This window comes from Candidatus Nitrosocosmicus agrestis (genome assembly GCF_008389435.1).
GTDB lineage: Archaea > Thermoproteota > Nitrososphaeria > Nitrososphaerales > Nitrososphaeraceae > Nitrosocosmicus > Nitrosocosmicus agrestis.
The window spans coordinates 38,701-62,244 of record NZ_VUYS01000006.1 but is presented as its reverse complement, the minus strand read 5'-3'; the positions used below and the strand labels follow the sequence as shown (position 1 = coordinate 62,244).

Below are 23,544 nucleotides of genomic sequence, written 5' to 3'. Positions count from 1 at the left end.
TTATAATTCAGTTTTTTTTGTGAAACTGTGTTATGCACGATGGAACTGCATATAATGGAAGGATCAGAGCGTTCAGAGACCTTGCCTGTTATTAATGTCTTAAAACAAAGTAAGGTATCATAAACTTTAATTGCTGAATTATTTCTGGAAATTAATTTTTATATTAATAAATTCACGTATTGTCTAAAATATTCTTTCTGTAAACCTGTATCTATATTCAAAGTACATGTTGCTAGGTAAACCTAATCAAGAATCAAGTGTATCAAGAGAAACAAGACAGTCTTATATATAAAAAATTTTATAAATTATTACCTGTGACTAATACTAAAAAGAAATTTAATGATATTGCAGATAAAGCGCCTATTAATGGAAATCAGCTATCATATAAAGAAAAAAAGGAACTAGTTATTAAACTATACCTTGAGGGATACAACCGCAGAGACATCGCGAAAATCGTTCATTTAAACTTTGGACATATTTCTAAAGTTATAAAGGAATATGGGGGCGAAGATATATTGGAACCACGAAAAGAAAAATCGAATACAAGTAAGGCCTATCAACTTTTTCTGCGAAATAAGTCTCTCGTTGAGGTTGCAATTCATCTAGATCTACCAGCGCCAGAAGTTGAAAAAATGCATGATGATTTTGTCAGACTAAGGTATCAACATCTTATTCCACAACATTATCATGAGATAAAAATGCATTTTCCACAGTTTATTGAATACTATAAAATAATAAATAAAAATAATAGAAAAGAAGGAAATAAAGTAATATCCATAATCGATAATGATTATATCATATCTAAACAAGAATCTCGTATTCGTCATTTAGATTTGGAAAATCAAAAGGGAATGGAGTTTAAGGTCAAACTAGAGGCAGATATTCAAAAAATGGAAGAGCAATATAAATTCTATAGTTCTCAAAATTATCATGGTGAAAGGTGGCTTTAAGTTCTGAAATAGATAGAAAATCCGCAATAAATTTAGTAGATTTATATAAAATTTAAAATAGAATTTTTTCGGATGATAACAATTGTAGATTCAAATACGTTAATTGTTGATGCTAATAAATTACTAACATGTGCAAATACTCTATGGGGATCTATCAAAGAATATGCCAATGAAAACATCTGTTTTAATTTGTTATCATACTGAAGCCAACAAATTGGTTTCTATTTAGTAGTAATTCTCTCATATAATGCAATTCTAAGACAAGTATTTTCAGGACAAAAAAATATTGCACTCGTGAATAAATTTTTCGTTATCAGTCATATTCGCGGCATATTTTACATTTGGTAGAAAAATCGCTTCGCTCTTCCTATCTTTCTATTCTATTAACATTATTTTAACCTAAATTTTTCTGTTCACCTGATAATTAGGCAAATTGTTTTAATTTTAACAATTAATTCTTGATAAAAAATATAAGAAATTGTTCACAATAAAATTTTTATATTTAATTATATAAGGGTTCATGATGACTGAAAATAACGATTATGTTCCAAATGTTGTGGCATTAGAAGTTTTAGAGAAAAATGGCGTAAACATCGAAAGGCTCAAAGAATTGATTACGAAGGGAGTTGGTGCCGAATTTACTACTTATTATTACTACACTATCTTGAGAATGCATTGTACTGGGTTAGATGGAGAAGGTATAAAAGAAATTGTAGAAGATGCTCGTATTGAAGATCGTAACCATTTCGAAGCAATGGTGCCCAGATTGTATGAATTAGGCGGAAGCCTACCTCGAGATATCCGTGACTTCGCAACTCAAGCCGGATGTCCAGATGCATATTTGCCCGAAAATTGGAAAGACCTGAGCTCTATTATCAAGGTGTTATTAGAAGCTGAGCAGTGTGCAATAAGGTCGTGGGGTGAGGTTTGCGATATGACTGCAGGAAAAGATCCGAGAACATATGACATCGCTCAAAGAATTATGCAAGAAGAAATTGAACATGAGGCCTGGTTCATAGAATTGTTGTCAAAGCGACCTTCTGGACACTTTAGAAGAAACTTTCCAGGGCAATCACCATACAGTGCTGGCGCTGGTAACCTTAGCCATCTCTAATTTTTTTGTGGTTTAACTCGATATTGGTTCCTCCAATATCAATCCTTTTTTAAAGATTATTTGATCCGAGCCCTAAAAAAGTCATAGAAAATATTTTATAAACCTCATATTAAGTAAATATGATTAATTTGCACTTAACCAGTAGGAGAAAAGGTGAAATTATAATGGCTTTGTCAGGTATTGCAATGGCGATCGGAGCAGCAAGTATCAGCGTACCTCAGGTTGCATATGCTGGACTTTGTATAACAGGTTTAGGCATAGTCTCGATGCTGTGGCGATAACTGAATCGAATGCTTATAGTTATGCAATATCACCATACAATTCTCCTCGTTAAATCGAAATAAATGAGTCAGAGAATATTGAAATTCCGTTTAAAATTAGCATTAGGATTTGGAAAAAGAATGTTTGATATCTTAATTCAAGATTTCAGACAAAAGATTCAAACAATAACTTGATTTCTTGTTCATTTAAGCGATATAGGCGATAATTTTATAAATAATAAAATAAAAAAATTTATCTTTTCGGATTTCTTAACCATATCAAGTGCCTATAACTTATTATGACATTCTACAACTGGATAAAAATGCTTCTCAAAATGAGATTAAAAAATCGTTTAGGAAGCTGGCCCTAAAGCATCATCCAGACAAAAACAAGAGTTCTGAATCTCATCAAATATTTATGAAGATAGTGGAAGCATATGAAGTATTATCAGATCTCAATTCTAGAAAAAAGTATGATTTAACGCTACAAATCAATAACTCTTACACTCCCAATAATTCAGAGACTTGGGTGCCACCAGCTGATTTATCAAAGTATTACAGTTATGATACCATAAAGAATTGGACCATAATCGGAAAAGTGGAATCTGGAGGAATTTGGGATATTGGAGAAAAAGAAAATCTGGGAATGTGGAAAACAACATTAGCACTTTTTGCATGTCTTGCGACATTAGCGCTGGTTATTATAGTGCTTTCAAGTTGATTTATAATTTCAAAGTATACTAGCATGGGATTCTCAAATGTTTAAAGTTCATAACACCTGAAAAATTGTAGGTTCACTTATTTGATTTTGCACCTATACCCTTGGAAAGAGGGTCTTGTAATAAATAAACATACGTAAAAAAGTCATTTGGTACTGCTTGCTATATCCCATAGATGCGAAATGTTATTCCTATTTTTGCAATAATAAATAGGTAGTAAGATATAACACGAGATAAGGTCAAACACACCTCTTGGATATTCTGATCCTGTCCTTAGAAATTCGAAAATAAGTGTTACTGGAGAAGCATTAAATTTGAATTTGCGTACAAACTTGTTAATTTGAGCATGTCCTCTAATAGCCCTTACAATTTGGCCATAAAAATCATGTCGTGTGGACGGCGGTGTAAAATAAATAGTCGCCTCGTCGTTGTAGGATACTAATTTTCCTGCCTGTATAACCAAACACTGAAGGTATAAATCAATAGCAATTATATCATTTGGAATTCTTATTTTCTTCCCAACTTCTCCCGTTAAAGAAAGTGCTCTTCCCATTGTTGTATATTGTGATAGACCGTGCAAGCGTACAGACCTTAACCAATAAGCAATAAAACTAGATGCACTGGAATACCGAGTCTTGTTTTTTGCCCTCGGGAGTGTATTGGAGGCGCAGAGCCCAACTTCTCCAGTTATACTGGTGATCAAATTCTTAATACAATCCTTTCCAAATTCTATATCTGCATCTAGCAAAACAATAATCTTGCCCTTGGCCATTTGTAAAATTGTATTCCATGCATGAGCAGCGCCCATCCTCTTGTTGTTATGGATCACTTGAATGGATAGATCTGAATAAGTTTGTCGAATTTCATTCAATATAAAAGGGGTATTGTCTTCGGAGTCGTCTATCAAAATAATTTCAAATTCATAAGCCATTTGACCAATTTGACCTACTAATTGTTGGAAAAAAGCGGTTATATTGCTCTCTTCGTTAAATGTGGGAATTCCAACAGTGATAGTGGTTTCATACATTTTCGGAAATTAAGTTCTCTGATATTTTGCTTGCGAGCTGTCGCAGTTCTTCAATTTTTGCAATTTGTCGAGAAGGCCACTGTCCTTTAATTTTTTCTTTAGAATATCTGGGTACGATGTGAACATGTACATGAGGTACAATTTGATTTGCTGATTTGCCATTGTTTTGGTTTATGTTAAAACCATCACTATCGATAACCGTAATAATGGCCTTTGCCAATTTTGGTACTAGAGCATACATTTCCCCCACGAGTTCCGTCGGCATATCCAGAATTGTATTGTAGTGTTGCTTTGGAACCAATAAAGAATGGCCATAATTTATAGGATATTTGTCCATGAATACCAAAAACTTGTTATTTTCATATACAATAGCATTCGGGATAATCTTTTGAACTATCTTGCAAAAAATGCATCTATTGGCTATCGCATCCATTCTTTAACTTATTATATGAAATATTTAATCCATTAAATTGTCAATATTCTACCCATAGAAAATGTATTATTTTACTTTAGTTCATTTTAAATAGCTCGAAAATTTTTTAGAACATATGAGCGAATCAATTGAGTTGGATAATTTCACGGTGAACTTTTCTTTTCCATGTCCGAAATGTGAATATTTGAATGAAATTTCATCCAGTGAGTTACATAATAATAGCATAGAATGTGGTATGTGCGAAACTATCTTCAAATTTGAAGGGTTAGACTCTATCAAGATAACAGCTACTATTGAATAAACAGACAGAAGGATTATAGATAACTTCGGTTCAATAGCCTTGATTTAGGTCATAGCAATGGTCATAGATAGCAGAAAAACACTGGAAGGTCCATCCCGCGCTCCGCAGCGTGCGATGTACAAATCAATGGGACTAACTGATTCAGATCTTTCGAAACCTTTGGTAGCAGTATGCAGCACATGCAATGAAGCTACACCATGTAATATTCATTTAGGAATGTTAGCATCTAAGGCAAAGGAAGGGGTAAAAAGTTCTGGTAACACTCCAAGGGAATTTACAACTATTGCCGTATCCGATGGTATAGCAATGGGGCATGAGGGGATGAAGTCTTCTTTAATAAGTCGCGAAATTATTGCTGATTCTATTGAAGTTATGGTGAGGGCGCATCAATATGATGCAATAGTTGGAATCTCTGGATGTGACAAAAGCCTACCTGGGACCCTAATGGCCATGGCTCGATTGAATGTTCCTTCAATCTTCGTATATGGGGGGACTATTTTACCTGGAAATTGGAATGGTCAGCCCGTGACTATCCAAGACGTATATGAGGCTGTCGGTACTTATGATGCTGGCAAAATGTCGCTAGAAGATTTGATAAGTTTGGAGAATGTAGCATGTCCCTCAGCTGGCTCTTGTGCTGGAATGTATACAGCAAATACGATGGCTTCAATTAGTGAAGCTTTAGGAATGTCTTTGCCAGGAAGTGCTACTCCGTCAGCAGAAAGCAGTGAGAGGCAGAAGATAACATATGAAACGGGTAAGGCTATTGGACTCTTAATTGAAAATGATATCCGTCCAAAAGACATCTTAGTGTATGAATCCTTTGAAAATGCAATAATGATGGCAAATGCTATCGGTGGATCCACCAATGCGATATTGCATTTACTTGCACTTTCACGCGAGATTGGTATAGATTTGGACATTAAGGATTTTGAATATATCCGCAGGAAGACCCCTCACATTGCAAATATGAGGCCCGGCGGAAATTATGTAATGCTAAATCTCGACAACATTGGGGGCATTCCTATCATAATGAAATCTTTACTTGAAAAGAATATACTGAATGGAGATGTTCTCACAGTTACAGGCAAAACCATAAAGGAAAATTTAAATAAATTTAACTTCCAAAAATCAAAGGAATATTTAAAAAATCACAAAACCGAATTTAGAAATATACTAAAAACTATTGATAGTCCTATTCATAGGGAAGGAACATTAAAAATTTTGTTTGGAAATCTTGCCCCCGAAGGCGCTGTAATAAAGATAGCAGGACTAGAGCAAACTAGTTTTAGAGGAAAAGCAAAGGTCTATAATTCTGAAGATGCAGCGTTTGAAGCTGTATCTAAAAATGAAATCGAAGCAGGAGATGTAGTGGTAATACGATACGAGGGCCCTAAAGGAGGGCCCGGTATGAGAGAAATGTTAGCGGTTACCGCAGCAATAGTGGGACAGGGTTTGGGACAAAAGGTCGCAATGATAACAGATGGTAGGTTTTCAGGAGCTACAAGGGGCTTTATGATAGGTCATGTGACACCTGAAGCCATGGTTGGGGGGCCCATTAGCATCGTAAAAAATGGTGATGAAATAGAAATTAACTTAATAAATGAAACCGTTGATCTTAAGATTACCAAACGTGAGCTGAAAAAGCGACTAGAAAAGCTTAAGGGAATTAAAATTAAATACCATACTGGAGCTTTGGCAAAGTATGCCACATTGGTGCAATCAGCATCGGATGGCGCAATTACTACACCTATACGCAAATATATGAAAAAGACTTTGAGCTAGTTGGGTATTTCCACTTTATCAATTGTCCCATAAATCGGATAACCATAAAAGTGATTTGAAACATTTTTGTCATCTAAGATAATTTGGATGACCTCCAAATTATTTATGAACACATTGATGTTTATTTTCTTTGCAATTTCATTATTGTCTGTGTAAAAATCTATAGATCCGTTAAGAAAAATATTTCCATCGTTGCCAAAATAGGATTTGCTAGAATCATGAAAATTATTTAAAATGTGCCAATGAAATCCGCTGCCACTTGCTGTAATCATTATCAATCTTGCATCAAAATTTGTAACGTTTGAGTGATCAACATTTATTCTCCAATTACCAGATACAACCATCAAAGGGTTATTCATCTGTAGGGAATTATTATTTAAGGAGGTGTCAGTTATAGTTGGGTTTCCTTTCTCTATTGACTGTATTATTATTCCTGAAAGCATTGATACTAGGTTGTTTGAGAATGAATCAGTCTGGTTGATTCTTTCTGAAGGTCTGAAATTAGATATTGGTGATTCTAAGTCGGATAAATTCTCAGCATCAAGTTGAGCCGCTTGGTTTGAAACTCCGGGATAATTGAATTGATCAGATTTTTCAAATGATTCTAAACTGGAATCCTGTATTTCACTCGAGTTATCGAATGAATTTGTACTTGTATTTTCGACGTTGGTCGTAGTAGCTTTTATCGTTGAAATGATAGACCCTGACAAAGAAAATGAATCATTTATGCCTAAATGACTAAATCTTTCGATATTAGTGGTTGAGCTATTTATACCATTATCCTGTCCAAAAGCATCGAAAAATATAACAAATATTGATAGTATGGAAATCGCATACAAAACTATTGATAATATACTTCTATCAGTAACCGGTTTTTTCAAAAGGATTGATATACTCAAGTTACTTTCCTCGTATAAGTTTATAACTAAAACAAAATTCAAAATAAAGTTATCTGCTCGATATGTTAACCAAACAGGATCTATTTGAATTCTTACAAAAACACTACAATAAAGAATTCTCAAAGGAAGAGATAATTAATCGATTTTCCACATCTCAGGCTGATGAAATATTAATAGAAAAAATGCTTTCCGAAATCGAAGTCGAATTTACCTATTTAAGAAAACCTTTGAATGCTACTTGTAAAGGGGGCACTGTTTACTTCAAATGGAACAGTTTTGAAGAAACTTAATAAAGAATTTAATATGACTTTGAGCTTCTTGTAACTTTCAGACTATGTTTTCGATAGAAACACCATTTTCGATAGAAACACCATTTTCGATAGAAACACCATTTTCGATAGAAACACCATAGAGTTATCAATTCTAGAGACAAGATTGAAAGATCTTTGGAAAAGATAAATACAAGATCATCAGTAGGGAATAATTTATTGTAGTTTATATTCAATTACACTTTTCATAAAAGGTAAACTTCTAATGTAAAGTTTGATCTATGAGCATGACTGCCTCGACGATTGATACGACAATATCTTAACTCTTGTATTTGATCTAGCGAGGTAGAAATTCTTGATAGATATGATTTACTCATCTTATTACATTAAAGATTTTAAGTGCAAAAATCACTTCCATAATATGGGTAAAGGACTGTGAAATTAATAAATAAAGGAAAAGTAAAGGATGTTTACGAAACTGATAGAGATACATTGATTTTTGCTTTTTCAGATAGGGTTTCAGCATTTGATGTTGTTTTGAAAGATCCTATACCATTCAAAGGCAAAATATTGTGTGATTTTGCAGTGTATTGGTTTGAAAAATTGAAAGTCCAGAACCACTTCATTAAACGTGTTAATACTAACATGATAGAAGTAAAAAAATTGAACATGATACCCCTTGAAATCATAATTAGACAATTTCTTTACGGAAGCTTGTATCAAAGATATATCGATAAGCAAATTCATATAAGCAATTTTGATAAGTATTTTATGAATAGAGATCTAAAGATGGCTGCACGTTTACCGCAACCGATTTTTGATCCTACTACAAAATCTAGTCTACATGATGTGCCAATTACTGAACAAGAAATTTTAAAGGAAAATATACTATCCGAACCGGACCTCTCTTTCTTAATCGATTCTTCAATGAAGGTATTTAATCAAGTAAACTCAATCGTCTCAAAAGCTGGTTTTCTTTTAGCTGATATAAAATTCGAATTTGGACGAGATCCAAAAAACAATGTAATATATCTTGCAGATTCCATAGGTCCTGATGAATTTCGAGTCTGGGATAAGAATGACTATGAAGAAGGCAAGGTACAAAAAAGCTATGATAAACAAATACTAAGAGATTGGTTGAATGAAACAGGATTCAAGGCAGCTGTTGAAGAAAGCCGTGCGAAGCATACTGAAATAAAAATCCCAGAATTGCCACAGAATTTAATTTCACAGCTCTCTGAGGGATATATCAGTGCTTATGAACGGATAACTGGACTAGAGTTTAAAGATAAAATTTGAGACAGAATACATCTAACTTTTTATTCGACTGATATTCGCATAATCCCGCTTTTTAACGGATCTTTCAACAAATTAATCATGCTTCTTGGAATGTCCGAAGCAGCAAAGTTGCAACACAAGCCTGCAGTTCTCTGGCAGACAAATTTGCTCTTTCTGATAACAATGTCATGACTGTGTTGTAACTTTAGGTCAGAACTTCCTTTTGCTCTAATCTCAAATGTAAAAGGTTCAACGATGATTTGTATATGGATATTTGAATCCTCCGTGGCGATCTTGTCTTTTAACCTTGCAGAAAAGTCATTACATGCCTTACTGGCATTTACTCCAATAATGCAGTCACCATTTGGCGTAAGAAATTTATCTTTAGTTATTTCGATCGTCCTGGAGTGCAGGGATTTGATGTTTTTATGTCCAAAAAATTTTATCTCTTCTTCTAACAAATATTTGATATCAGATTCTCTATTGTAAATATTCTTTTATTTTTTTAATTAAGGTAACTATAAATAAAGATTTAGAAGTAAAATATTTGATTTGTTACCAGCAGCAGCAGGTTATGATAGGGGAATTACCGTCTTCTCTCCTGATGGAAGGTTATATCAGGTAGAATATGCCATCGAAACAGTTAGAAGAGGAACGCTAGCTTTGGGTATAAAGAGTACAGACGGAGTTATCTTAGCCGTTGAAGAAAAAACAAGAAAATTACAAATATCAAATGTTACACAAAAAATATTTCAAATTGATGATCATATTGGCCTAGCAGCAGCAGGTTATATACCAGACGCGAGGACACAAGTTGACCATGCTCGATTCTTCGCTCAGAGTAATCGATTAATTTATGATGAGATTGTTGATGTTGAAGGCGTTGCTAAGAATTTAGCGGATATGGCTCAGCAGTATACTCAATACGCTGGGGCTAGACCTTTTGGAGTTGCATTAATTATTGCTGGTGTTGATAAGAATGGTACAGGTTTGTACCTTACTGACCCTAGTGGCACTTACATTGGATATGATGCAGTTGCTATCGGAGCAGGTAGCGAACAGGTAACTGAGCATTTAGAGAAAAATTATAAAAGTGATATAGATCTCAACAAAGCCTGTGTGCTTGCAATTGAATCAATTTTCATGGTTAGTGAAGAAAAAACCGGCACTAAACATATTAGATTAGCTTTGATTGATTCTAAAACTAAAACACTCCGAATGATGACTGCAGAGGAAATCGAGTCTTATTCACAGCAGGTCCAAAGTAAGGACACACAATCTTAATTTCAAAAAATTATTAATCTATTTTTTTTAATTTACGACCGTTTAAATAATTCTATTTTAAAAAGGATTCATATTTATATGTCAATAGAAATTGGATCGATAGCACCAAACTTAATATTGTCAAACTGGGTTCAAGGAACACCTACAAATATTGACCAGTTGAAGGGAAACGTGATTGTAATCGAGGTATTTCAAGTTAACTGTCCAGGATGCTTTCTTTATGGACTTCCACAAGCAGTCAGTTTGTACGAAAAGTTTAAGGACAAAAATGTTAAGGTTATTGGAGTAGCTACTGCTTTTGAGGATTATGACAAGAACACCTTAGAAAATCTTAAACTCTTGGTAGCAGAAGGAAAGGTTATTGGAGAAACTTTAAAAGCATTAAAGCAATATGGAAAACTGGTCCAGGGAGATAAATTATACTATAATATCCCATTTCCAATCGCACAGGATGAAATCATAAAAATGCCTGTTTCTATAACTGAGCAAATGATTAAGGAATTCATTAAAATTTATTTTCCTGATTACTTGTCCTTAACGGATAAGGAAAAAGAAGATTTGCATAATAGAGTTCAGCAATATTTGCAGAATAAAGATTATTCTGCTCGGACCTTTGAATTATATAGGCTACGGGGCACTCCATCCTCTATCGTTATTGATAAGCAAGGGTTGTTACGCTATTCTTTCTTTGGTTCTGAAGGATATTTAGAGGGAGCTGTGAGTGAACTTTTAAGGAATGGCTAGTTGAATTCAAAGAATAAAATAAAATTCGAACTCGCGATACCTGATTCATATCTTTATGACGTAAAATCAGACATAGATAGAACTGCAAAAATCTTTCAATTATCACGATCTTTATCCATATTCCGAGTTGAAAAATTAACTATCTATCACGATAGCCTCCTTAATCCTACTTATAAAGAAAGGGAATTCCTTATCACTATCTTAGAATATCTTGACACTCCGCAATATCTTCGACGAAAGATCTATCCTAAATTGGACATTCTAAAAACTGTAGGAAGACTTCACCCTTTGAGGTCCCCTCATCATAAAGATAAAGATAGTATAAGACACCTCAAGAGTGGTGAGGTTCGCGTTGGTCTATTGGAAAAGAAGGGTCGGGAATTTTTAGTTGACGTTGGATTAGATTATTCTTTAAAATACGTAGGAAATCAAACACAATTCGGAAAAAAACTGAATGTTAAATTAATAAAACAAAAGAAACATCTTCTTGCAACTGACCCAAGTATTGATGATCTTAAAAACCTCTTTTATTGGGGGTACAGCGTTCATTATACAAAAGAATTTAGGGATTTTATTTATAAATTTGAGAAATCCAAAGTCATACTGACTTCAAGGTATGCAAAACAATTTGATGGATTCGGCTTTGTTAAAAGCCTGATTAATGATGAACTCGTTAATACTACTCTCCTAGTAGTATTTGGATCTCCCAAATATGGATTAAAATCTATTTTTGAAGCAGCTAAAATTGATATGAGTGAATACAAATCGTACAACTTCTTTCCTTCTCAAGGTACCCAAACTATACGAATGGAGGAAGCAATTTTCGGAGTCTTATCCATTTTGAACTTTTATACTCAATCATATTAGTAACAAGTTACAAATAATAGACTTATTAATGGGATCCGAAAAAATTTTGTATCTATGGGTCACCGTAAGTATAGCACACCTAGGAGAGGTAGTATTGCTTTTCGTCCACGGGCCAGAGCTAAGAGCTTAGAAGCTAAGATCAGAACATGGCCCGAAAATGTAAATCGAGAAAGTGTAGGATTAGTAGGATTTGCCGGTTTTAAGGTAGGGCAGATTCAAGTAATGACAGTTGACGACAAGGAAAAAACCCCAAATTTTGGAAAGCCTTTGATGAATCACTCCACAGTTATTTCATTACCACCGTTAAAAATAGTTGGAATACGCGGGTATGCCGAGGATCAATATGGCAAACATGCAATTTTCGATGTTTTTGCAAAGGATAGTCTCAAAGATCTTTCTGCCAAATATAAGACAAAATATTCCGAAGATAGTATGAAAAAGGCGGAAGAAAAATTAGCAGCGGCAAAACAAGTTGTTGCAATTGTAGCTATATATCCAAATATGATTGGGTTGTCACAAAAAGTACCGTTCATTTATGAAATTCCAGTAAATGGAAAAGATAATCAGTCAAAATTCGATTTTCTGAAATCAAAATTGGGACAAGAAGTCCGAGTATCTGATGTTTTTAAAACTGGTCAACATGTTGATGTTCACGGAATTACCCGTGGAAAGGGTGTTGAAGGTCCTATTACCAGATTTGGTGTTAAACGTAAACAACATAAATCAAGGAAGAGTGTAAGGGCGGTTGGTACTCTTGGACCAATCTCACCTGCTGTTGTAATGTATACTGTTGCTAGACAAGGTCAGAGAGGCTTTCACCAACGTACTGAATACAATAAACGTATCCTTGTAATGGCTAATTCAGAAAATAAAGATTTAGTCGATATTAATCCTAAAGGTGGTTTCAAGCATTTCGGAATGGTTAATGGGGATTATATGATCGTAAGGGGAACAATTCCAGGTGTACCCAAAAGGCTAGTTAAATTACGACATCCCATAAGGAGTAAACAAACAAAAATCAATGAGCCTAAAGTATTGGAGGTAGTTGTTTAAATGAGTGCAAAAATTCTTGACTTAAAGGGAAAGGAGATTGAAACCGTCGATCTTCCTCAAGTTTTCAGTTATCCATATCGTCCAGAGGTCATAAAAAAAGCCTACGTTAATTTAGATACCCATCACTATCAAAAGCAAGGTCGTTATCCTGCCGCCGGTGAAATGGTGAGTGCTGAGTCAAGAAATACTGGATTAGGCATAGCAAGATTGGCTAGGGCAAAAGGAGAAGGATTTTCTCGGGCAGGACAAGCAGCCGGTGTGGGCGGAGTCAGAAAGGGTCGACTCAATCATCCTCCAGAATCTTGGAAAGTTATTTACAAGAAACTAAATAAGAAAGAAAAAACTGTCGGATTATGTTCGGCGATATCTTGCACGAGTATCAAAGAACTTGTGGAGAAAAGAGGGCATATTGTAACAGAACTTAATTCTTTTCCGATGATAGTTACGGACGATTTGGAATCCATAAAAAAGACAAAGGATTTGATGTCTGTTCTAAAAGATTTGGGGATTGGAGATGACATTGTAAGAGTTGAGAGATCTATAAAAAGACGTTCTGGAAAGGCTAAGCAACGGGGCCGTCCAAATCGAATTGGCAAAAGTGCTCTCATTGTTGTAGGGGATGATGATTGTAGTTTATTGAAATTAGATGGTTCTATTCCGGGTATTACTGTTAAGAGTGTTAAGGATTTAAGCGTACTTGATTTAGCACCCGGGGCCAAGCCAATACGTCTCACAATGTATTCTAAAAGTTCTCTTGAAAAGTTAAATGAATTAAAAATACCTTCAATGATAGCAATGGAGGAGTCAAAATGAGTCAAGGAATTGGAAACAAAAATGTTGAAATTGATTCAGAGCTGGCAAGTAAAATTATTCTTGAGCCATATGTAACCGAAAAAACTTTTAACATTATAGAGAGAGAAAATAAGCTAAGTTTTATAGTTCATAATAAAGCAACTAAAAATCAAATAGTAAAAGCAATGAAAATAATTTACGAGGCAGAAATTAGTGAGGTAAATACTTTTAATACCATACGTGGAAAGAAGGCTATTATGAAATTCAAAAATGTGGATGGGGCAAGACAGCTTGCTACGAACCTGGGATTGGTATAGTGTATGAATCAAAATTATGTGGTTATAAAGATTTTTCCAGTTAGGTGGATTTAGAAATTGGCGAGAGAGTTTAAATTTAAAGGATATTCTGGGGAACAGGTACAGAAATTATCTATCGAAACTTTGATGCCTTTGTTGAATTCAAGACAAAGAAGATCATTAGATAAACGCTTATCAACATATATGAACGACGAGAAAAGAAAATTTAGAGAAGATTTAAAATTAGCGAGAGAGGGAAAACTGAATGGTCAATTGAAGACTCATCTTAGGGATATGATTATACTTCCGGATATGATTGGGTTAACAGTATTAGTTCACAATGGAAAGGAATTTGTTTCTTTCACAATTAGGGCTGAAATGGTTGGTCATTACTTAGGAGAGTATGCTATTACCAACAAGAGAGTTCAACACGGAGCACCTGGAGTTGGTTCCTCAAGGTCAAGTCTCTACGTTCCATTGAAGTGATCAATATGCCGCAATATTCTTATTCATTTCAGAAATACGAGAAATCGAGGCATGTTAGAGCTGCGATCAGGGATAAATCCATCTCGCACAAACATTCACGAGAGTTGGCGCTAGCCGTAAATAATAAATCTATTGAGAAGGCCAGAGAATTTTTAGAGGATGTGTTGTCAAAGAAGATTGCTGTACCTTATCGTAGGTATCATAATGAAGTAGCTCACAGATCAAATATTAGAGATGGATTCTGTTCTGGCAGATATCCACACAAAGCTACATCTGAATTTTTAAAACTTTTAGATAATTTGGAATCAAATGCTGAATATAAGGGAATGGACCTGGATAGGTTAAAAATTATTTCGGTGGTAGTACATAAAGGTACAAAGCTAAAGCGATTTACTCCAAGAGCTATGGGTAGAGCAAGCCCAAAATATGATACACTCGTACATGTGGAGATGGTCGCAATTGAAGGGAGGTCTGGCTAAATGAATGCAATTAAAAATGTGTTAAAGAATAATTATAGAAATAGTGAATTAGATGAATTTTTGAGGGACGAGCTTAAGGATGCTGGGTTTGGCGGAGCTGATATTCAAAAATCTCCTTTAGGGACTAGGTTAACCCTATATGTTACAAGACCTGGTTTGGTAATAGGTAGGAAAGGTAGTGGGATTAGGGATCTCACTTCGAAACTCGAAGTTAGGTTTGGGTTGACAAATCCCCAGATATCTGTAGTTGAAGTTGAAGTTCCCGAGCTTAATCCTAAGATAATGTGCAATAGGCTTGCTCAGTTGATAGAAAGAGGTACAGCCTTTAGGAGAGCTGCACTATGGACGTTAAATACCATAAGAAATGCAGGAGCTCTTGGTGTCGAGGTAACTATTTCAGGTAAATTGAGAAGCGAAAGAGCACACTTTGAAAAGCATTCTTCGGGTATTGTACCTAAAAGTGGTAACATGGCTGACAAAGTTGTTAAGGAAGGTCTTACCCATGTGTTAACAAAAATGGGCATTATGGGGATTAGGTTAAAGATTGCTATTAAGAATGCAACTCCTCCGGAGTTTGAATTAGTCGTAAATCATAGAGAACCTAACAGCCCGAGTTATTATCAAAACAATGAGGGTGCTTCACAATCGACAGAAGAGCCAAGCACAGAGAAAAATAAAAATGCCGTAGAGGCAAAATCAACCGATAATCCTACGGAGGTTACAAGTTAATTGTCACGAAACAAGACCAAGACCTTACGACAATTTAATGATGATGATTTAAAAGATAAACTGACAGATTTGAAAGTAGACTTGGCTAAACTGAAATCTGAATCGATAAAAGGGACTCTGAAAAAGGAAGCTGGTGTAATAAGATGGAAAAGGCGAGATATAGCCAGAATATTGACTATAATGAATGAAAGGTCTGGGGGTAAAGACAAAAAGTGACCATCAAATCTCATTTGACAGAAACAAATAGACTCATTGCATTCGATACTGAGATTGGTGTTTTAAAGTCATCTAATCCATTTAATGACAAGAAAAGAGGGAAAATTGTGAACATTTCAAGAAATATGATATTTCTTAAAGAAACAGAATCTAAAAAAATCATAAAGATCGCAAAAAAAGAAATATCATTTTTTAAAGTTAACAATCAATATCGTAATCAGATTATTCCTGGCAAGCGATTATTAGGAAGGCCTGAGGAAGTAGTTGTATAAAAAAGGTGAAATTAATGGCTAAAAATATAGGAATACAAGTAAAAACTCCAAAAAGGACATGTACTAATAAATATTGTCCGTTCTGTGGCTCTCTTTCACTTAGAGGCAAATTAATGACTGGCGTCGTTGTAAGTCACAAAGGGAAAAATATGGTCGTCGTTGAGAGAGAATTTTCTAGATTCGTAGACAAATACAAGCGATATGAAAGAAGCAAATCAAAGATTCATGCTTTTATTTCTGATTGTCAGGATGTCGAAGATGGAAACAAAGTAAAGATTGCAGAATGCAGACCTTTGTCAAAGACTGTTTCTTTTGCCGTAGTGGAGGTTAGTGAATAACTATGTCTTCAAAATCAAGAGCTGTTTCATCTAGAGGAGTTGAGGAATTCAGACCATATGTGACACGTTCCTTACCGTTATATGCTAATTTGGTCTGTGCAGATAACACCGGAGCTAAGATTTTACAAATTGCTCAGGTGACCCGATACAAAGGTAGACATTCAAGGTTACCCGCAGCAGCAGTAGGTGATTTTGTGACCGTAACTGTTAAAAAAGGACCAGCAGAATTAAGAAAACAGATATTTGGTGCAGTCATTATCAGACAAAAATACCCAATTCGAAGACTAAATGGAGTTAGAGTTTCATTCGAAGATAATGCTGCAGTACTTGTTACTCAAGAAGGTGAAATTAAAGGGACTGATCTAAAAGGTCCAGTTGCAGCTGAGGCAGCTGAAAAATGGCCAAGGATTGCCAATCTGGCATCAATGATAGTTTGAGTTGCAAAAATTATGAAAAGAAGAATTAATAATATTTCATCAAACCTCTCAGATAATTTGAAGAAAGACTTTGGTAAAAAAAGCGTATCGATAGTTAAAGGTGATACCGTGAAAATTATGAGAGGTGAGTATAAAGGAGTTGAAGGTAAGATCGAGAAGCTTGACACTAATAGGGGTCGCTTAAGCATCGAGGGTGTACAAAGAGAAAAAATAAAGGGTGGAAATGTTAAAGTTCAAATTCATGCTTCAAACGTTCAAATTACTTCTCTTAACTTGGATGATAAAATGAGGAAGAGTAAATTGGAAGGCAAGAGTAAAAAGGAACAAATTAATAAATCCTCGAAAAAACAGATTGATAGGACTGAAAAGAAGGAGTAAATTGAGAGAGTGATTATAACTTGGTAAGAAAGAGTGGAAGTACAAAGCTAAAGAGACAAAAGGCCCCTAGATTTTGGGATGTTAGAAGAAAAGATTCTCAGTTTATACTTGGACCCCGACCTGGTCCGTATTCAAAATCCAAATGTTATCCACTTGGAGTTATTTTGAGAGATGTTTTGCATCTAAGTTCCAATTCTAATGAAAGTAAAAAAATTTTGAATTCTGGGTTAATAAAAATTGATGGTATAATTCGACGTGACCCTCGTTTTGGTGTGGGTATAATGGATTTAATTGAAATAACACCCAATAATGAAGCATATCGAATGATTCCAAAGGGATCAAAACTTTTGGTCCCTGTAAAGACAAGAGAAAATAAAAAGAAACTCCTAAAGATTACTAGTAAAACCAGTACAAAAGGAGGGAAAATTCAATATGGATTCCATGATGGCAAATCTTTGTTACAAGATAGTAAGGAAATGAAAGTTGGAGATGTTTGCTTGGTAAGTGTTCCTGAAATGCAAATTGAAAGCCATATCAAATTCGAGAATGGTTGTAATGTTCTTGTGGTTCAAGGAGAAAATGCGGGAAAAATTGGGAGAGTAGAAGAAATAAAGGAAGGATTATTTGCGTTACCTAAACGAGTAATTCTAACCTTTGAAGAAAAAACTGTAGAACTTCCAGTAGAATTAATTATGCCGGTTGGATTAGACAAACCTGTTTTAGAGGTGTTAGTAAATGAGTGAAAGCCCGTCAAACTCTATGAAGCAAATTAAAGTCGACAAAGTGGTTATTAACATTGGAGTTGGAAAATCTGGAGACCCAGTAGAAAAAGCAAAGAATGCCCTATCAGAATTAACAGGGAAAAAGCCAAGTGTGAGAGGTGCTAAGAAAAGTGTAAGGGATTTCGGCATTCATAAGGGAGAACCAATCGGTGCCATGGTAACGCTACGAAGAACCGATGCAGTAAACTTTTTAAGGCGAATATTGGAATCAAAAAAGAATGTGATTAAAAGTTCATCTTTTGATACTAATGGAAATATTTCATTTGGAATTCGTGAGCACATTGATATTCCCGGTACAAAATATAATCCAGATATAGGGATTTTTGGTATGGATGTTTGTGCTGCATTGACTAGACCTGGATACCGCATCTCTCATAAGAGGAATCCAAGCAAAATCGGAAAAGACCACAAGATCACCAAGAATGAATCAATAGAGTTTTTTAGATCACAATTTGGAGTCGAAATAGTTTGAAGGTCAAGATTCGCGATTATGCATTGACGGGTAGGAAAAAACTGGCTCATGGTAAAGGGACAAGATGGTGCAAAAGGTGTGGTTCATTTAGTGGTATGATTTGTTCATATGATTTGATGCTGTGTAGAAGATGTTTTAGGGAAGTTGCATTCACATTAGGTTTTAGGAAATATGAATAGGTGATTTGGATGCCCGCATTAAACATTTTGTCAAATTTATTTACTACGCTATACAATAATGAGATGAGGAGAAAAAGAGAATGCATTGTCTTACCTTCTTCAAAATTTTCTAGCGAAGTACTTAGAGTAATGCAAAAGCATAGATACATCGGAGAATTTGAGCAAGTAGATGACGGAAGACTGGGTAAATTTAGGATCCAGCTATTGGCTAAGATTAACAAGTGTGGTATAATTACCCCACGCTTTAGCGTTAAAAAGGATCAATACCTAAATTGGGAAAGACAGTTCTTGCCTTCATACAATATGGGAATACTAATTGTTTCTACAAGTAACGGTATAATGACACATCATGAAGCACAAGAGAAGGGATTAGGAGGTTCTTTAATCGGATATGTCTACTAAACCTGACTTCTACATTAATGAGATTAGTATACCCGATGGCGTAACTGTTACTAAGAACCATAATACTATTACAGCCAAAGGAAAAAATGGTTCTGTGCAAAAAGATTTCACCAAAATGCCTGCTACGATCGAAGTAGCAGATCAAAAAATTACTATAAGATCATATGGTAATCGCAAAAGAGACTATGCTTTAGCCAATACCTTGAGAAGTGTAATCAATAATATGATTCTCGGATCTACCACTGGATTTACATATAAACTTAAAATTGTTTTCGCTCACTTTCCGATTTCTGTCAAGATAAAGGGTCAAGAGATTCATATTGAAAACTTTTTTGGAGAACGTTCTTCACGTGTTTCTAGAATAATCGGACGCGATACAAAAGTGGTTGTCCAAGGTGAAGATATTTTGGTAACTGGTCCCAATATTGAAAGTGTTTCCCAAACTGCTGCCAATATTGAATCATCCACTAAAATAAAGAACAAGGATTCTCGAGTATTCCTTGATGGGGTATATATATATTCTAGATCTTGATTTTCCCTTAGTAGTTTTGCTTATACCTCTTTTTAATATTTATTTTTTTAAGTTAAAGTAGTCAATTTAGTCTTAATATCCTAAAATCATAACATTTAATTATTCTTCCCAATCTGATATTAGATAGTGCCGCTGTAGCTCAGCTTGGTAGAGCAAATTCATAATTTTTGTTATGAAGCTTAACTGGCTGTTAACCAGTAGGTCATCAGTCCGAGTCTGATCAGCGGCGCTTTTTGTTTAGAAAGAAACTATGTCAAGTGCAATCGCATCAGAAAGCAAATATGTGTGTCTATTACCAGAGACAAAATTATTCCTGATATCCACTCGAGGTACCCACCTATTTGACGAAGTAAATAGTCTTTCTTTTTTCATACGATTTTCCAACTCTTCGATATCCAACTCTTTTTCTTCTATTTCTTCTGTCTCTAAATTTTGTACTATAAGTAGAATCTTTTTTATTAAAACCCTATCTCCATTCTTTGAAAAATCTCTACTTCTTTCGTCCTCTTCAATTATTTTAATTTTTATTTGTTTTTTATTTAATGCATCTCTGCTCATAAGCATCCTGTCACTCAGATAACTTTCGTAACCCATATCAGAAAGACACGTTTAACTTCCTAATAATCTTACATATCAACACAAAATTTTAGATCAATTTTTCTGTTTTTTTCACGAATTCTGCAAATAACAATTCTGTCACCTATCTTCATAGACCGTTCTATTGTTCCAATAATTCGAATTCCAGTGAATTCGCCAAGGCCAAAGTACCCTTCCTTGCCACTTATATAAGAAATAGATTTAGAAAGAAGGACACCGTTAGAAGGGACGTCTTTTATAACTGCTGTTGAATAACAAAGATTGCAAGAATCCTTCGGAGGCCAAATATACTTATTGCATTGTTGACAATAACTAGTAACGAATTTTCCTTTTCTAGCACTATTAAGTATTTCTTCAAAAAAATCCATGTTAATTCTGCAATAAAATTATAGTAGTTGAAGTTCCTGCAGCGGCCATATTGTGAACCAGGCCACTTTTCAAATTACTTATTTGCCTTCCTTTGGCTAAACCTTGGAGTTGTAAAACTATTTCATTTGTTTGACTTATGCCTGTTGCTCCAATTGGATGTCCACATCCAAGCAATCCGCCCCTCGTATTGATGTTTATTATCTCATCTAAGATAAAATTTCTTCCACAGCCCTTCTTAACAAATCCAATGTCCTCATATGCTAATAACTCTAATATGGTAAAAGCATCATGAACTTCAGCTATGTCTATGTCCTTAGGACTCATTGAAGCCATTTCAAATGCTTCCTTGGCTGCAATCTTGGTAGAGGCAATGTAATCTAAGCTATGAGAAATTGATGCAAAACTCGCACCTTGGCTATTTTGAGATATACTTCGAATCCAGATGGGTGATTCAAATTTGTATGCTAAATCCTCAGAAACAAGTAATAGGGATGATGCACCATCACAGGGATAACAGCAATCCAGCTTCCTTAGTGGTTCAGCCACCATATCTGAATCTAGAATTTGAGAAAATGAAAATCTCTTGTTATAAAAAATCGCATTTGGATTCTTATTTGCATATAAATGATTCTTGTATGATATTAATGCAAGGTCTTCCGGTTTTGTACCGAACTTTTGAAAGTGGTTACTTGCATACATTGCTGCCCAGTGTATTGGCATATCAAAAATACCCCTGGATATATCCCAATTCAGTTTATTTCCAATACTGTTTTGTTTTTCTGTACCTACTACTATTACTGCTTTACAAATACGTGCTTGAATTAAAGAAAATGCCATCAGAATTCCACTAGTCCCAGAATTACACAAATTTTCAACCCTGGTAGAGAATTTTGGCTTGAGACCACACATCTCAGATACTATGTTGCTTAGGTAAATCTCCTGAGAGTTACTTGTTACAATTAGACCATCAATACTAGATTTGTCTATAGTCGTATGACTTAGTAATTCTAATATCGATTTGGTGGCTAAATCACCAGCTGTACTAGGACCGAGTTTAGTATTCTTTAAATTATTTGATGAGACTATAGCAACTTTCATAAATCCTTGAAATCCTTGTATTCTAAATCTCCATTTACATCCTTAATTGGATTAATTTGTAAAATGGGAAGGTCTACACCTTTTTTGATAATTTGTTTAATTTTGTATTCACATTCATTGACCGTACCTGAAACTACAAAATCATTTAGCATATCTGGTTTAATATTTTTTATGGCCTCATTAATACCCAGTTTGTGATAGTCAGAATAGATCTTTTTAACTGAATCACTATATATTGTTCCAAGTAAATATTTATAGTAAATTTTTCCAACTGAAATGTAAAAGGCTAATGTTTTGGATGCTCTTTTGTTAGCTTGTTCTGGATTCTTATTTGATACTGAAGTTATAAACGCTACTGCTTTGGTAAATGACTTGCTAGAAGTGACTGTTCTGATTCTTGACATTATTTTTTCTATTTCGCTTAATGGTTTAAGATATAGTATAAAACCATCACCAGAGTCAACACTGAGGCTAATCATCTTGCTATTGACTGCCGCCAAATAGATGGGTATATTTTCTCTTGAGTGTTCTAATAATTCAAAACCATTTACTCTGACTGTTTTCCCTATAAGTTCAATTTTTCCTCTTTTGAACAGTAGTCTAATAATGTCTACATATTCTTTAATTCGAGTCAATGGATATTCATACTTCATCCCATGGAGTCCTTCGACTAGGGAAGGTGTACTTACACCAAGTCCGAGAATAAATCTTTTCTCAGATAAGTTATCAAGTGTAACAGATCCCATTGCAATTGTAGCTGGAGACCTGGAATAAATGTTAATAATGGAAGTGCCTAATTTGACTCTATTAGTTACTTGGGAAATTGCACCTAATATGGAGAATGATTCTTTACCCCATGATTCAGGGGTCCATATTGAATGGACTCTATCATTTCTATCTACTGATTTGGAGAATTCAATGACTTGCTTTACATTTAAAAGGGTCCCAATGCTATATGCATACTTTTCTTTCATATTTATTTTGAATAAAGTTTTGATAGTTCTTTTGAGGATTCCTCGATATCCTTATGGGAATCAATTGATTTCCAGAAAGATTTTTCAAATTTTTTAGCTTTTAATTTTTTCTCATTTGCCATCGCAGGGAGGGCTGTAGTTTCAATATTTCCTTTGTCAGGAAGAAATTCAAATATTTCTTGATTAAAGTAATAAATACCCGCATTTATCCACTTATCTGTTATGTTGGGTTTTTCCTTAAAACCAGTCACAAAGTGTTGATCATTGAAATCTACTATTCCAAATGGACTTTTCAGTGGTACTACTGCAATAGAATTGTACTCATTCTTACCTGATAATTCATTAAATTCAATATTGGTTAAAATATCTCCGTTTAGCATGAAAAATCCGTTTTTTTCGTCCTTTAACAGAGCTTGAGTGTTCTTTAAAGCTCCTCCTGTTCCTAACGGCTCCTCCTCAACCACATAAGCTACTTTTACCTTGAATTTATTGCCGCTTGCTATGTGATTGATTATTTGTTCTTTTAGGTATCCGACGCATATAATAATCTCTGTTATATTGTTTTTTGCAAGTAACTTGATCTGCCATTCAATGATTGGTTTCCCTAATATCTCTATCATTGGTTTAGGTCTGTTATCTGTTATTGGCTTTAGTCGTTTTCCAAAGCCTCCTGCTAGAATTACTCCTTTCAAAACATTTGATCTAAGCCATCTAAGGATATATTTTTTACTCA

Annotated in this window: 35 protein-coding genes and 1 tRNA gene; 27 read left to right on the top strand and 9 right to left on the bottom strand. The window is 34.6% G+C overall.

The annotated features are described in order from the left end of the window. Positions 1-257: 257 nt before the first annotated feature. The 3 genes from F1Z66_RS05255 to F1Z66_RS05245 all read left to right on the top strand — a co-directional run bounded on the left by F1Z66_RS05255 (position 258) and on the right by F1Z66_RS05245 (position 3,045). A complete protein-coding gene (locus F1Z66_RS05255) occupies positions 258-950 on the top strand; it encodes a helix-turn-helix domain-containing protein (protein ID WP_149862560.1) in 693 nt (230 codons plus the stop codon). A gap of 523 nt (positions 951-1,473) precedes the next feature. Continuing rightward, positions 1,474-2,064, top strand: a complete 591-nt coding sequence (gene dps / locus F1Z66_RS05250) for a DNA protection during starvation protein (protein ID WP_149862656.1) — start codon at positions 1,474-1,476, stop codon at positions 2,062-2,064. A gap of 543 nt (positions 2,065-2,607) precedes the next feature. Continuing rightward, the gene (locus F1Z66_RS05245; protein WP_149862559.1) at positions 2,608-3,045 is read left to right on the top strand and encodes a J domain-containing protein; all 438 of its coding nucleotides are present in this window, start codon (positions 2,608-2,610) and stop codon (positions 3,043-3,045) included. A gap of 143 nt (positions 3,046-3,188) precedes the next feature. Here F1Z66_RS05245 and F1Z66_RS05240 read toward each other — a convergent pair whose 3' ends face one another. Together F1Z66_RS05240 and F1Z66_RS05235 are read right to left on the bottom strand one after the other, a co-directional pair. Next, the gene (locus F1Z66_RS05240) at positions 3,189-4,070 is read right to left on the bottom strand and encodes a glycosyltransferase (protein ID WP_149862558.1); all 882 of its coding nucleotides are present in this window, start codon (positions 4,068-4,070) and stop codon (positions 3,189-3,191) included. Beyond that, positions 4,063-4,503, bottom strand: coding sequence for an HIT family protein (locus F1Z66_RS05235; RefSeq protein WP_149862557.1), 441 nt, complete (start codon positions 4,501-4,503; stop codon positions 4,063-4,065). The genes F1Z66_RS05240 and F1Z66_RS05235 overlap by 8 nt, the downstream gene beginning before the upstream one ends. A gap of 115 nt (positions 4,504-4,618) precedes the next feature. On the opposite strand from F1Z66_RS05235, the gene F1Z66_RS15800 reads away from it, so the two are divergent. Continuing rightward, positions 4,619-4,804 (top strand): hypothetical protein, encoded by a 186-nt coding sequence (locus F1Z66_RS15800; protein ID WP_159357647.1) that lies wholly within the window; start codon positions 4,619-4,621, stop codon positions 4,802-4,804. Between the two features lie 57 nt (positions 4,805-4,861). Then, entirely contained in the window at positions 4,862-6,589 is a 1,728-nt protein-coding gene (gene ilvD, locus F1Z66_RS05230; protein WP_149862556.1) for a dihydroxy-acid dehydratase, read from the top strand. Here ilvD and F1Z66_RS05225 read toward each other — a convergent pair. Further along, on the bottom strand, positions 6,586-7,488 hold the full coding sequence (locus F1Z66_RS05225; RefSeq protein WP_149862555.1) for a hypothetical protein: 903 nt from the start codon (positions 7,486-7,488) through the stop codon (positions 6,586-6,588). The genes ilvD and F1Z66_RS05225 overlap by 4 nt on opposite strands. Positions 7,489-7,550: 62 nt before the next feature. On the opposite strand from F1Z66_RS05225, the gene F1Z66_RS05220 reads away from it, so the two are divergent. Continuing rightward, a complete protein-coding gene (locus tag F1Z66_RS05220) occupies positions 7,551-7,778 on the top strand; it encodes a hypothetical protein (RefSeq protein ID WP_149862554.1) in 228 nt (75 codons plus the stop codon). 414 nt (positions 7,779-8,192) lie between these two features. Continuing rightward, complete coding sequence (purC, locus tag F1Z66_RS05215) at positions 8,193-9,056, top strand: phosphoribosylaminoimidazolesuccinocarboxamide synthase (protein ID WP_149862553.1); 864 nt, start codon at positions 8,193-8,195, stop codon at positions 9,054-9,056. 20 nt (positions 9,057-9,076) lie between these two features. Here purC and F1Z66_RS05210 read toward each other — a convergent pair whose 3' ends face one another. Then, positions 9,077-9,496: a DUF371 domain-containing protein gene (locus F1Z66_RS05210; protein WP_149862552.1), complete on the bottom strand. Its 420-nt coding sequence runs from the start codon at positions 9,494-9,496 to the stop codon at positions 9,077-9,079. 91 nt (positions 9,497-9,587) lie between these two features. Here F1Z66_RS05210 and psmA point away from each other — a divergent pair, with 91 nt between their 5' ends. The 20 genes from psmA (at position 9,588) to F1Z66_RS05110 (ending at position 20,002) form a co-directional block, all read left to right on the top strand. Next, positions 9,588-10,319, top strand: coding sequence for an archaeal proteasome endopeptidase complex subunit alpha (gene psmA / locus F1Z66_RS05205; protein ID WP_149862551.1), 732 nt, complete (start codon positions 9,588-9,590; stop codon positions 10,317-10,319). 78 nt (positions 10,320-10,397) lie between these two features. After that, positions 10,398-11,063, top strand: coding sequence for a peroxiredoxin family protein (locus F1Z66_RS05200; protein ID WP_149862550.1), 666 nt, complete (start codon positions 10,398-10,400; stop codon positions 11,061-11,063). Beyond that, on the top strand, positions 11,064-11,930 hold the full coding sequence (locus tag F1Z66_RS05195; RefSeq protein ID WP_149862549.1) for a putative RNA uridine N3 methyltransferase: 867 nt from the start codon (positions 11,064-11,066) through the stop codon (positions 11,928-11,930). 54 nt (positions 11,931-11,984) lie between these two features. After that, the gene (locus tag F1Z66_RS05190; RefSeq protein ID WP_149862548.1) at positions 11,985-12,983 is read left to right on the top strand and encodes a 50S ribosomal protein L3; all 999 of its coding nucleotides are present in this window, start codon (positions 11,985-11,987) and stop codon (positions 12,981-12,983) included. After that, positions 12,984-13,796 carry a 50S ribosomal protein L4 gene (rplD, locus tag F1Z66_RS05185; protein WP_149862547.1) on the top strand — a complete coding sequence of 271 codons (813 nt, stop codon included), beginning with the start codon at positions 12,984-12,986 and terminating at the stop codon, positions 13,794-13,796. It begins immediately after the preceding gene. Continuing rightward, positions 13,793-14,092, top strand: coding sequence for a 50S ribosomal protein L23 (locus F1Z66_RS05180; RefSeq protein WP_149862546.1), 300 nt, complete (start codon positions 13,793-13,795; stop codon positions 14,090-14,092). Before rplD ends, F1Z66_RS05180 begins: the two co-directional genes overlap by 4 nt. Positions 14,093-14,149: 57 nt before the next feature. Then, on the top strand, positions 14,150-14,557 hold the full coding sequence (locus tag F1Z66_RS05175; protein WP_149862545.1) for a 30S ribosomal protein S19: 408 nt from the start codon (positions 14,150-14,152) through the stop codon (positions 14,555-14,557). Between the two features lie 5 nt (positions 14,558-14,562). Further along, complete coding sequence (locus F1Z66_RS05170) at positions 14,563-15,036, top strand: 50S ribosomal protein L22 (RefSeq protein ID WP_149862544.1); 474 nt, start codon at positions 14,563-14,565, stop codon at positions 15,034-15,036. Further along, positions 15,037-15,765 carry a 30S ribosomal protein S3 gene (locus F1Z66_RS05165; protein ID WP_149862543.1) on the top strand — a complete coding sequence of 243 codons (729 nt, stop codon included), beginning with the start codon at positions 15,037-15,039 and terminating at the stop codon, positions 15,763-15,765. It abuts the gene before it with no gap. After that, on the top strand, positions 15,766-15,981 hold the full coding sequence (gene rpmC / locus F1Z66_RS05160; protein WP_149862542.1) for a 50S ribosomal protein L29: 216 nt from the start codon (positions 15,766-15,768) through the stop codon (positions 15,979-15,981). It abuts the gene before it with no gap. Next, positions 15,978-16,253, top strand: a complete 276-nt coding sequence (locus tag F1Z66_RS05155) for a hypothetical protein (protein WP_149862541.1) — start codon at positions 15,978-15,980, stop codon at positions 16,251-16,253. The genes rpmC and F1Z66_RS05155 overlap by 4 nt, the downstream gene beginning before the upstream one ends. A 14-nt stretch (positions 16,254-16,267) precedes the next feature. Then, complete coding sequence (locus F1Z66_RS05150; protein ID WP_149862540.1) at positions 16,268-16,591, top strand: 30S ribosomal protein S17; 324 nt, start codon at positions 16,268-16,270, stop codon at positions 16,589-16,591. A gap of 2 nt (positions 16,592-16,593) precedes the next feature. Continuing rightward, positions 16,594-17,028 (top strand): 50S ribosomal protein L14, encoded by a 435-nt coding sequence (locus F1Z66_RS05145; RefSeq protein WP_149862539.1) that lies wholly within the window; start codon positions 16,594-16,596, stop codon positions 17,026-17,028. A gap of 12 nt (positions 17,029-17,040) precedes the next feature. Further along, positions 17,041-17,406 carry a 50S ribosomal protein L24 gene (gene rplX / locus F1Z66_RS05140; RefSeq protein WP_149862538.1) on the top strand — a complete coding sequence of 122 codons (366 nt, stop codon included), beginning with the start codon at positions 17,041-17,043 and terminating at the stop codon, positions 17,404-17,406. Positions 17,407-17,426: 20 nt separating this feature from the next. Further along, positions 17,427-18,149 (top strand): 30S ribosomal protein S4e, encoded by a 723-nt coding sequence (locus tag F1Z66_RS05135; protein ID WP_149862537.1) that lies wholly within the window; start codon positions 17,427-17,429, stop codon positions 18,147-18,149. Continuing rightward, entirely contained in the window at positions 18,142-18,660 is a 519-nt protein-coding gene (locus F1Z66_RS05130; protein WP_149862536.1) for a 50S ribosomal protein L5, read from the top strand. The genes F1Z66_RS05135 and F1Z66_RS05130 overlap by 8 nt, the downstream gene beginning before the upstream one ends. Positions 18,661-18,668: 8 nt before the next feature. Continuing rightward, positions 18,669-18,839 (top strand): 30S ribosomal protein S14, encoded by a 171-nt coding sequence (locus F1Z66_RS05125; protein WP_438502938.1) that lies wholly within the window; start codon positions 18,669-18,671, stop codon positions 18,837-18,839. A 9-nt stretch (positions 18,840-18,848) separates the two neighbouring features. Next, entirely contained in the window at positions 18,849-19,241 is a 393-nt protein-coding gene (locus F1Z66_RS05120) for a 30S ribosomal protein S8 (protein ID WP_149862535.1), read from the top strand. After that, the gene (locus F1Z66_RS05115; protein ID WP_149862534.1) at positions 19,231-19,773 is read left to right on the top strand and encodes a 50S ribosomal protein L6; all 543 of its coding nucleotides are present in this window, start codon (positions 19,231-19,233) and stop codon (positions 19,771-19,773) included. The genes F1Z66_RS05120 and F1Z66_RS05115 overlap by 11 nt, the downstream gene beginning before the upstream one ends. A 128-nt stretch (positions 19,774-19,901) precedes the next feature. Beyond that, positions 19,902-20,002, top strand: a tRNA-Asn gene (locus F1Z66_RS05110). A gap of 8 nt (positions 20,003-20,010) precedes the next feature. On the opposite strand, the gene F1Z66_RS05105 is transcribed toward F1Z66_RS05110, so the two are convergent. From F1Z66_RS05105 to F1Z66_RS05085, 5 genes are read right to left on the bottom strand one after another with little or no spacing between them, the layout of a single operon-like run. Next, positions 20,011-20,367 carry a hypothetical protein gene (locus tag F1Z66_RS05105; protein WP_149862533.1) on the bottom strand — a complete coding sequence of 119 codons (357 nt, stop codon included), beginning with the start codon at positions 20,365-20,367 and terminating at the stop codon, positions 20,011-20,013. 32 nt (positions 20,368-20,399) lie between these two features. Next, positions 20,400-20,738, bottom strand: a complete 339-nt coding sequence (locus F1Z66_RS05100; protein ID WP_149862532.1) for a hypothetical protein — start codon at positions 20,736-20,738, stop codon at positions 20,400-20,402. Between the two features lies 1 nt (position 20,739). Continuing rightward, positions 20,740-21,837: a thiolase family protein gene (locus F1Z66_RS05095; RefSeq protein ID WP_149862531.1), complete on the bottom strand. Its 1,098-nt coding sequence runs from the start codon at positions 21,835-21,837 to the stop codon at positions 20,740-20,742. Then, positions 21,834-22,811: an LLM class flavin-dependent oxidoreductase gene (locus F1Z66_RS05090; RefSeq protein WP_149862530.1), complete on the bottom strand. Its 978-nt coding sequence runs from the start codon at positions 22,809-22,811 to the stop codon at positions 21,834-21,836. The genes F1Z66_RS05095 and F1Z66_RS05090 overlap by 4 nt, the downstream gene beginning before the upstream one ends. A gap of 2 nt (positions 22,812-22,813) precedes the next feature. Further along, a complete protein-coding gene (locus tag F1Z66_RS05085) occupies positions 22,814-23,503 on the bottom strand; it encodes a nucleotidyltransferase family protein (protein WP_149862529.1) in 690 nt (229 codons plus the stop codon). Positions 23,504-23,544: the final 41 nt, after the last annotated feature.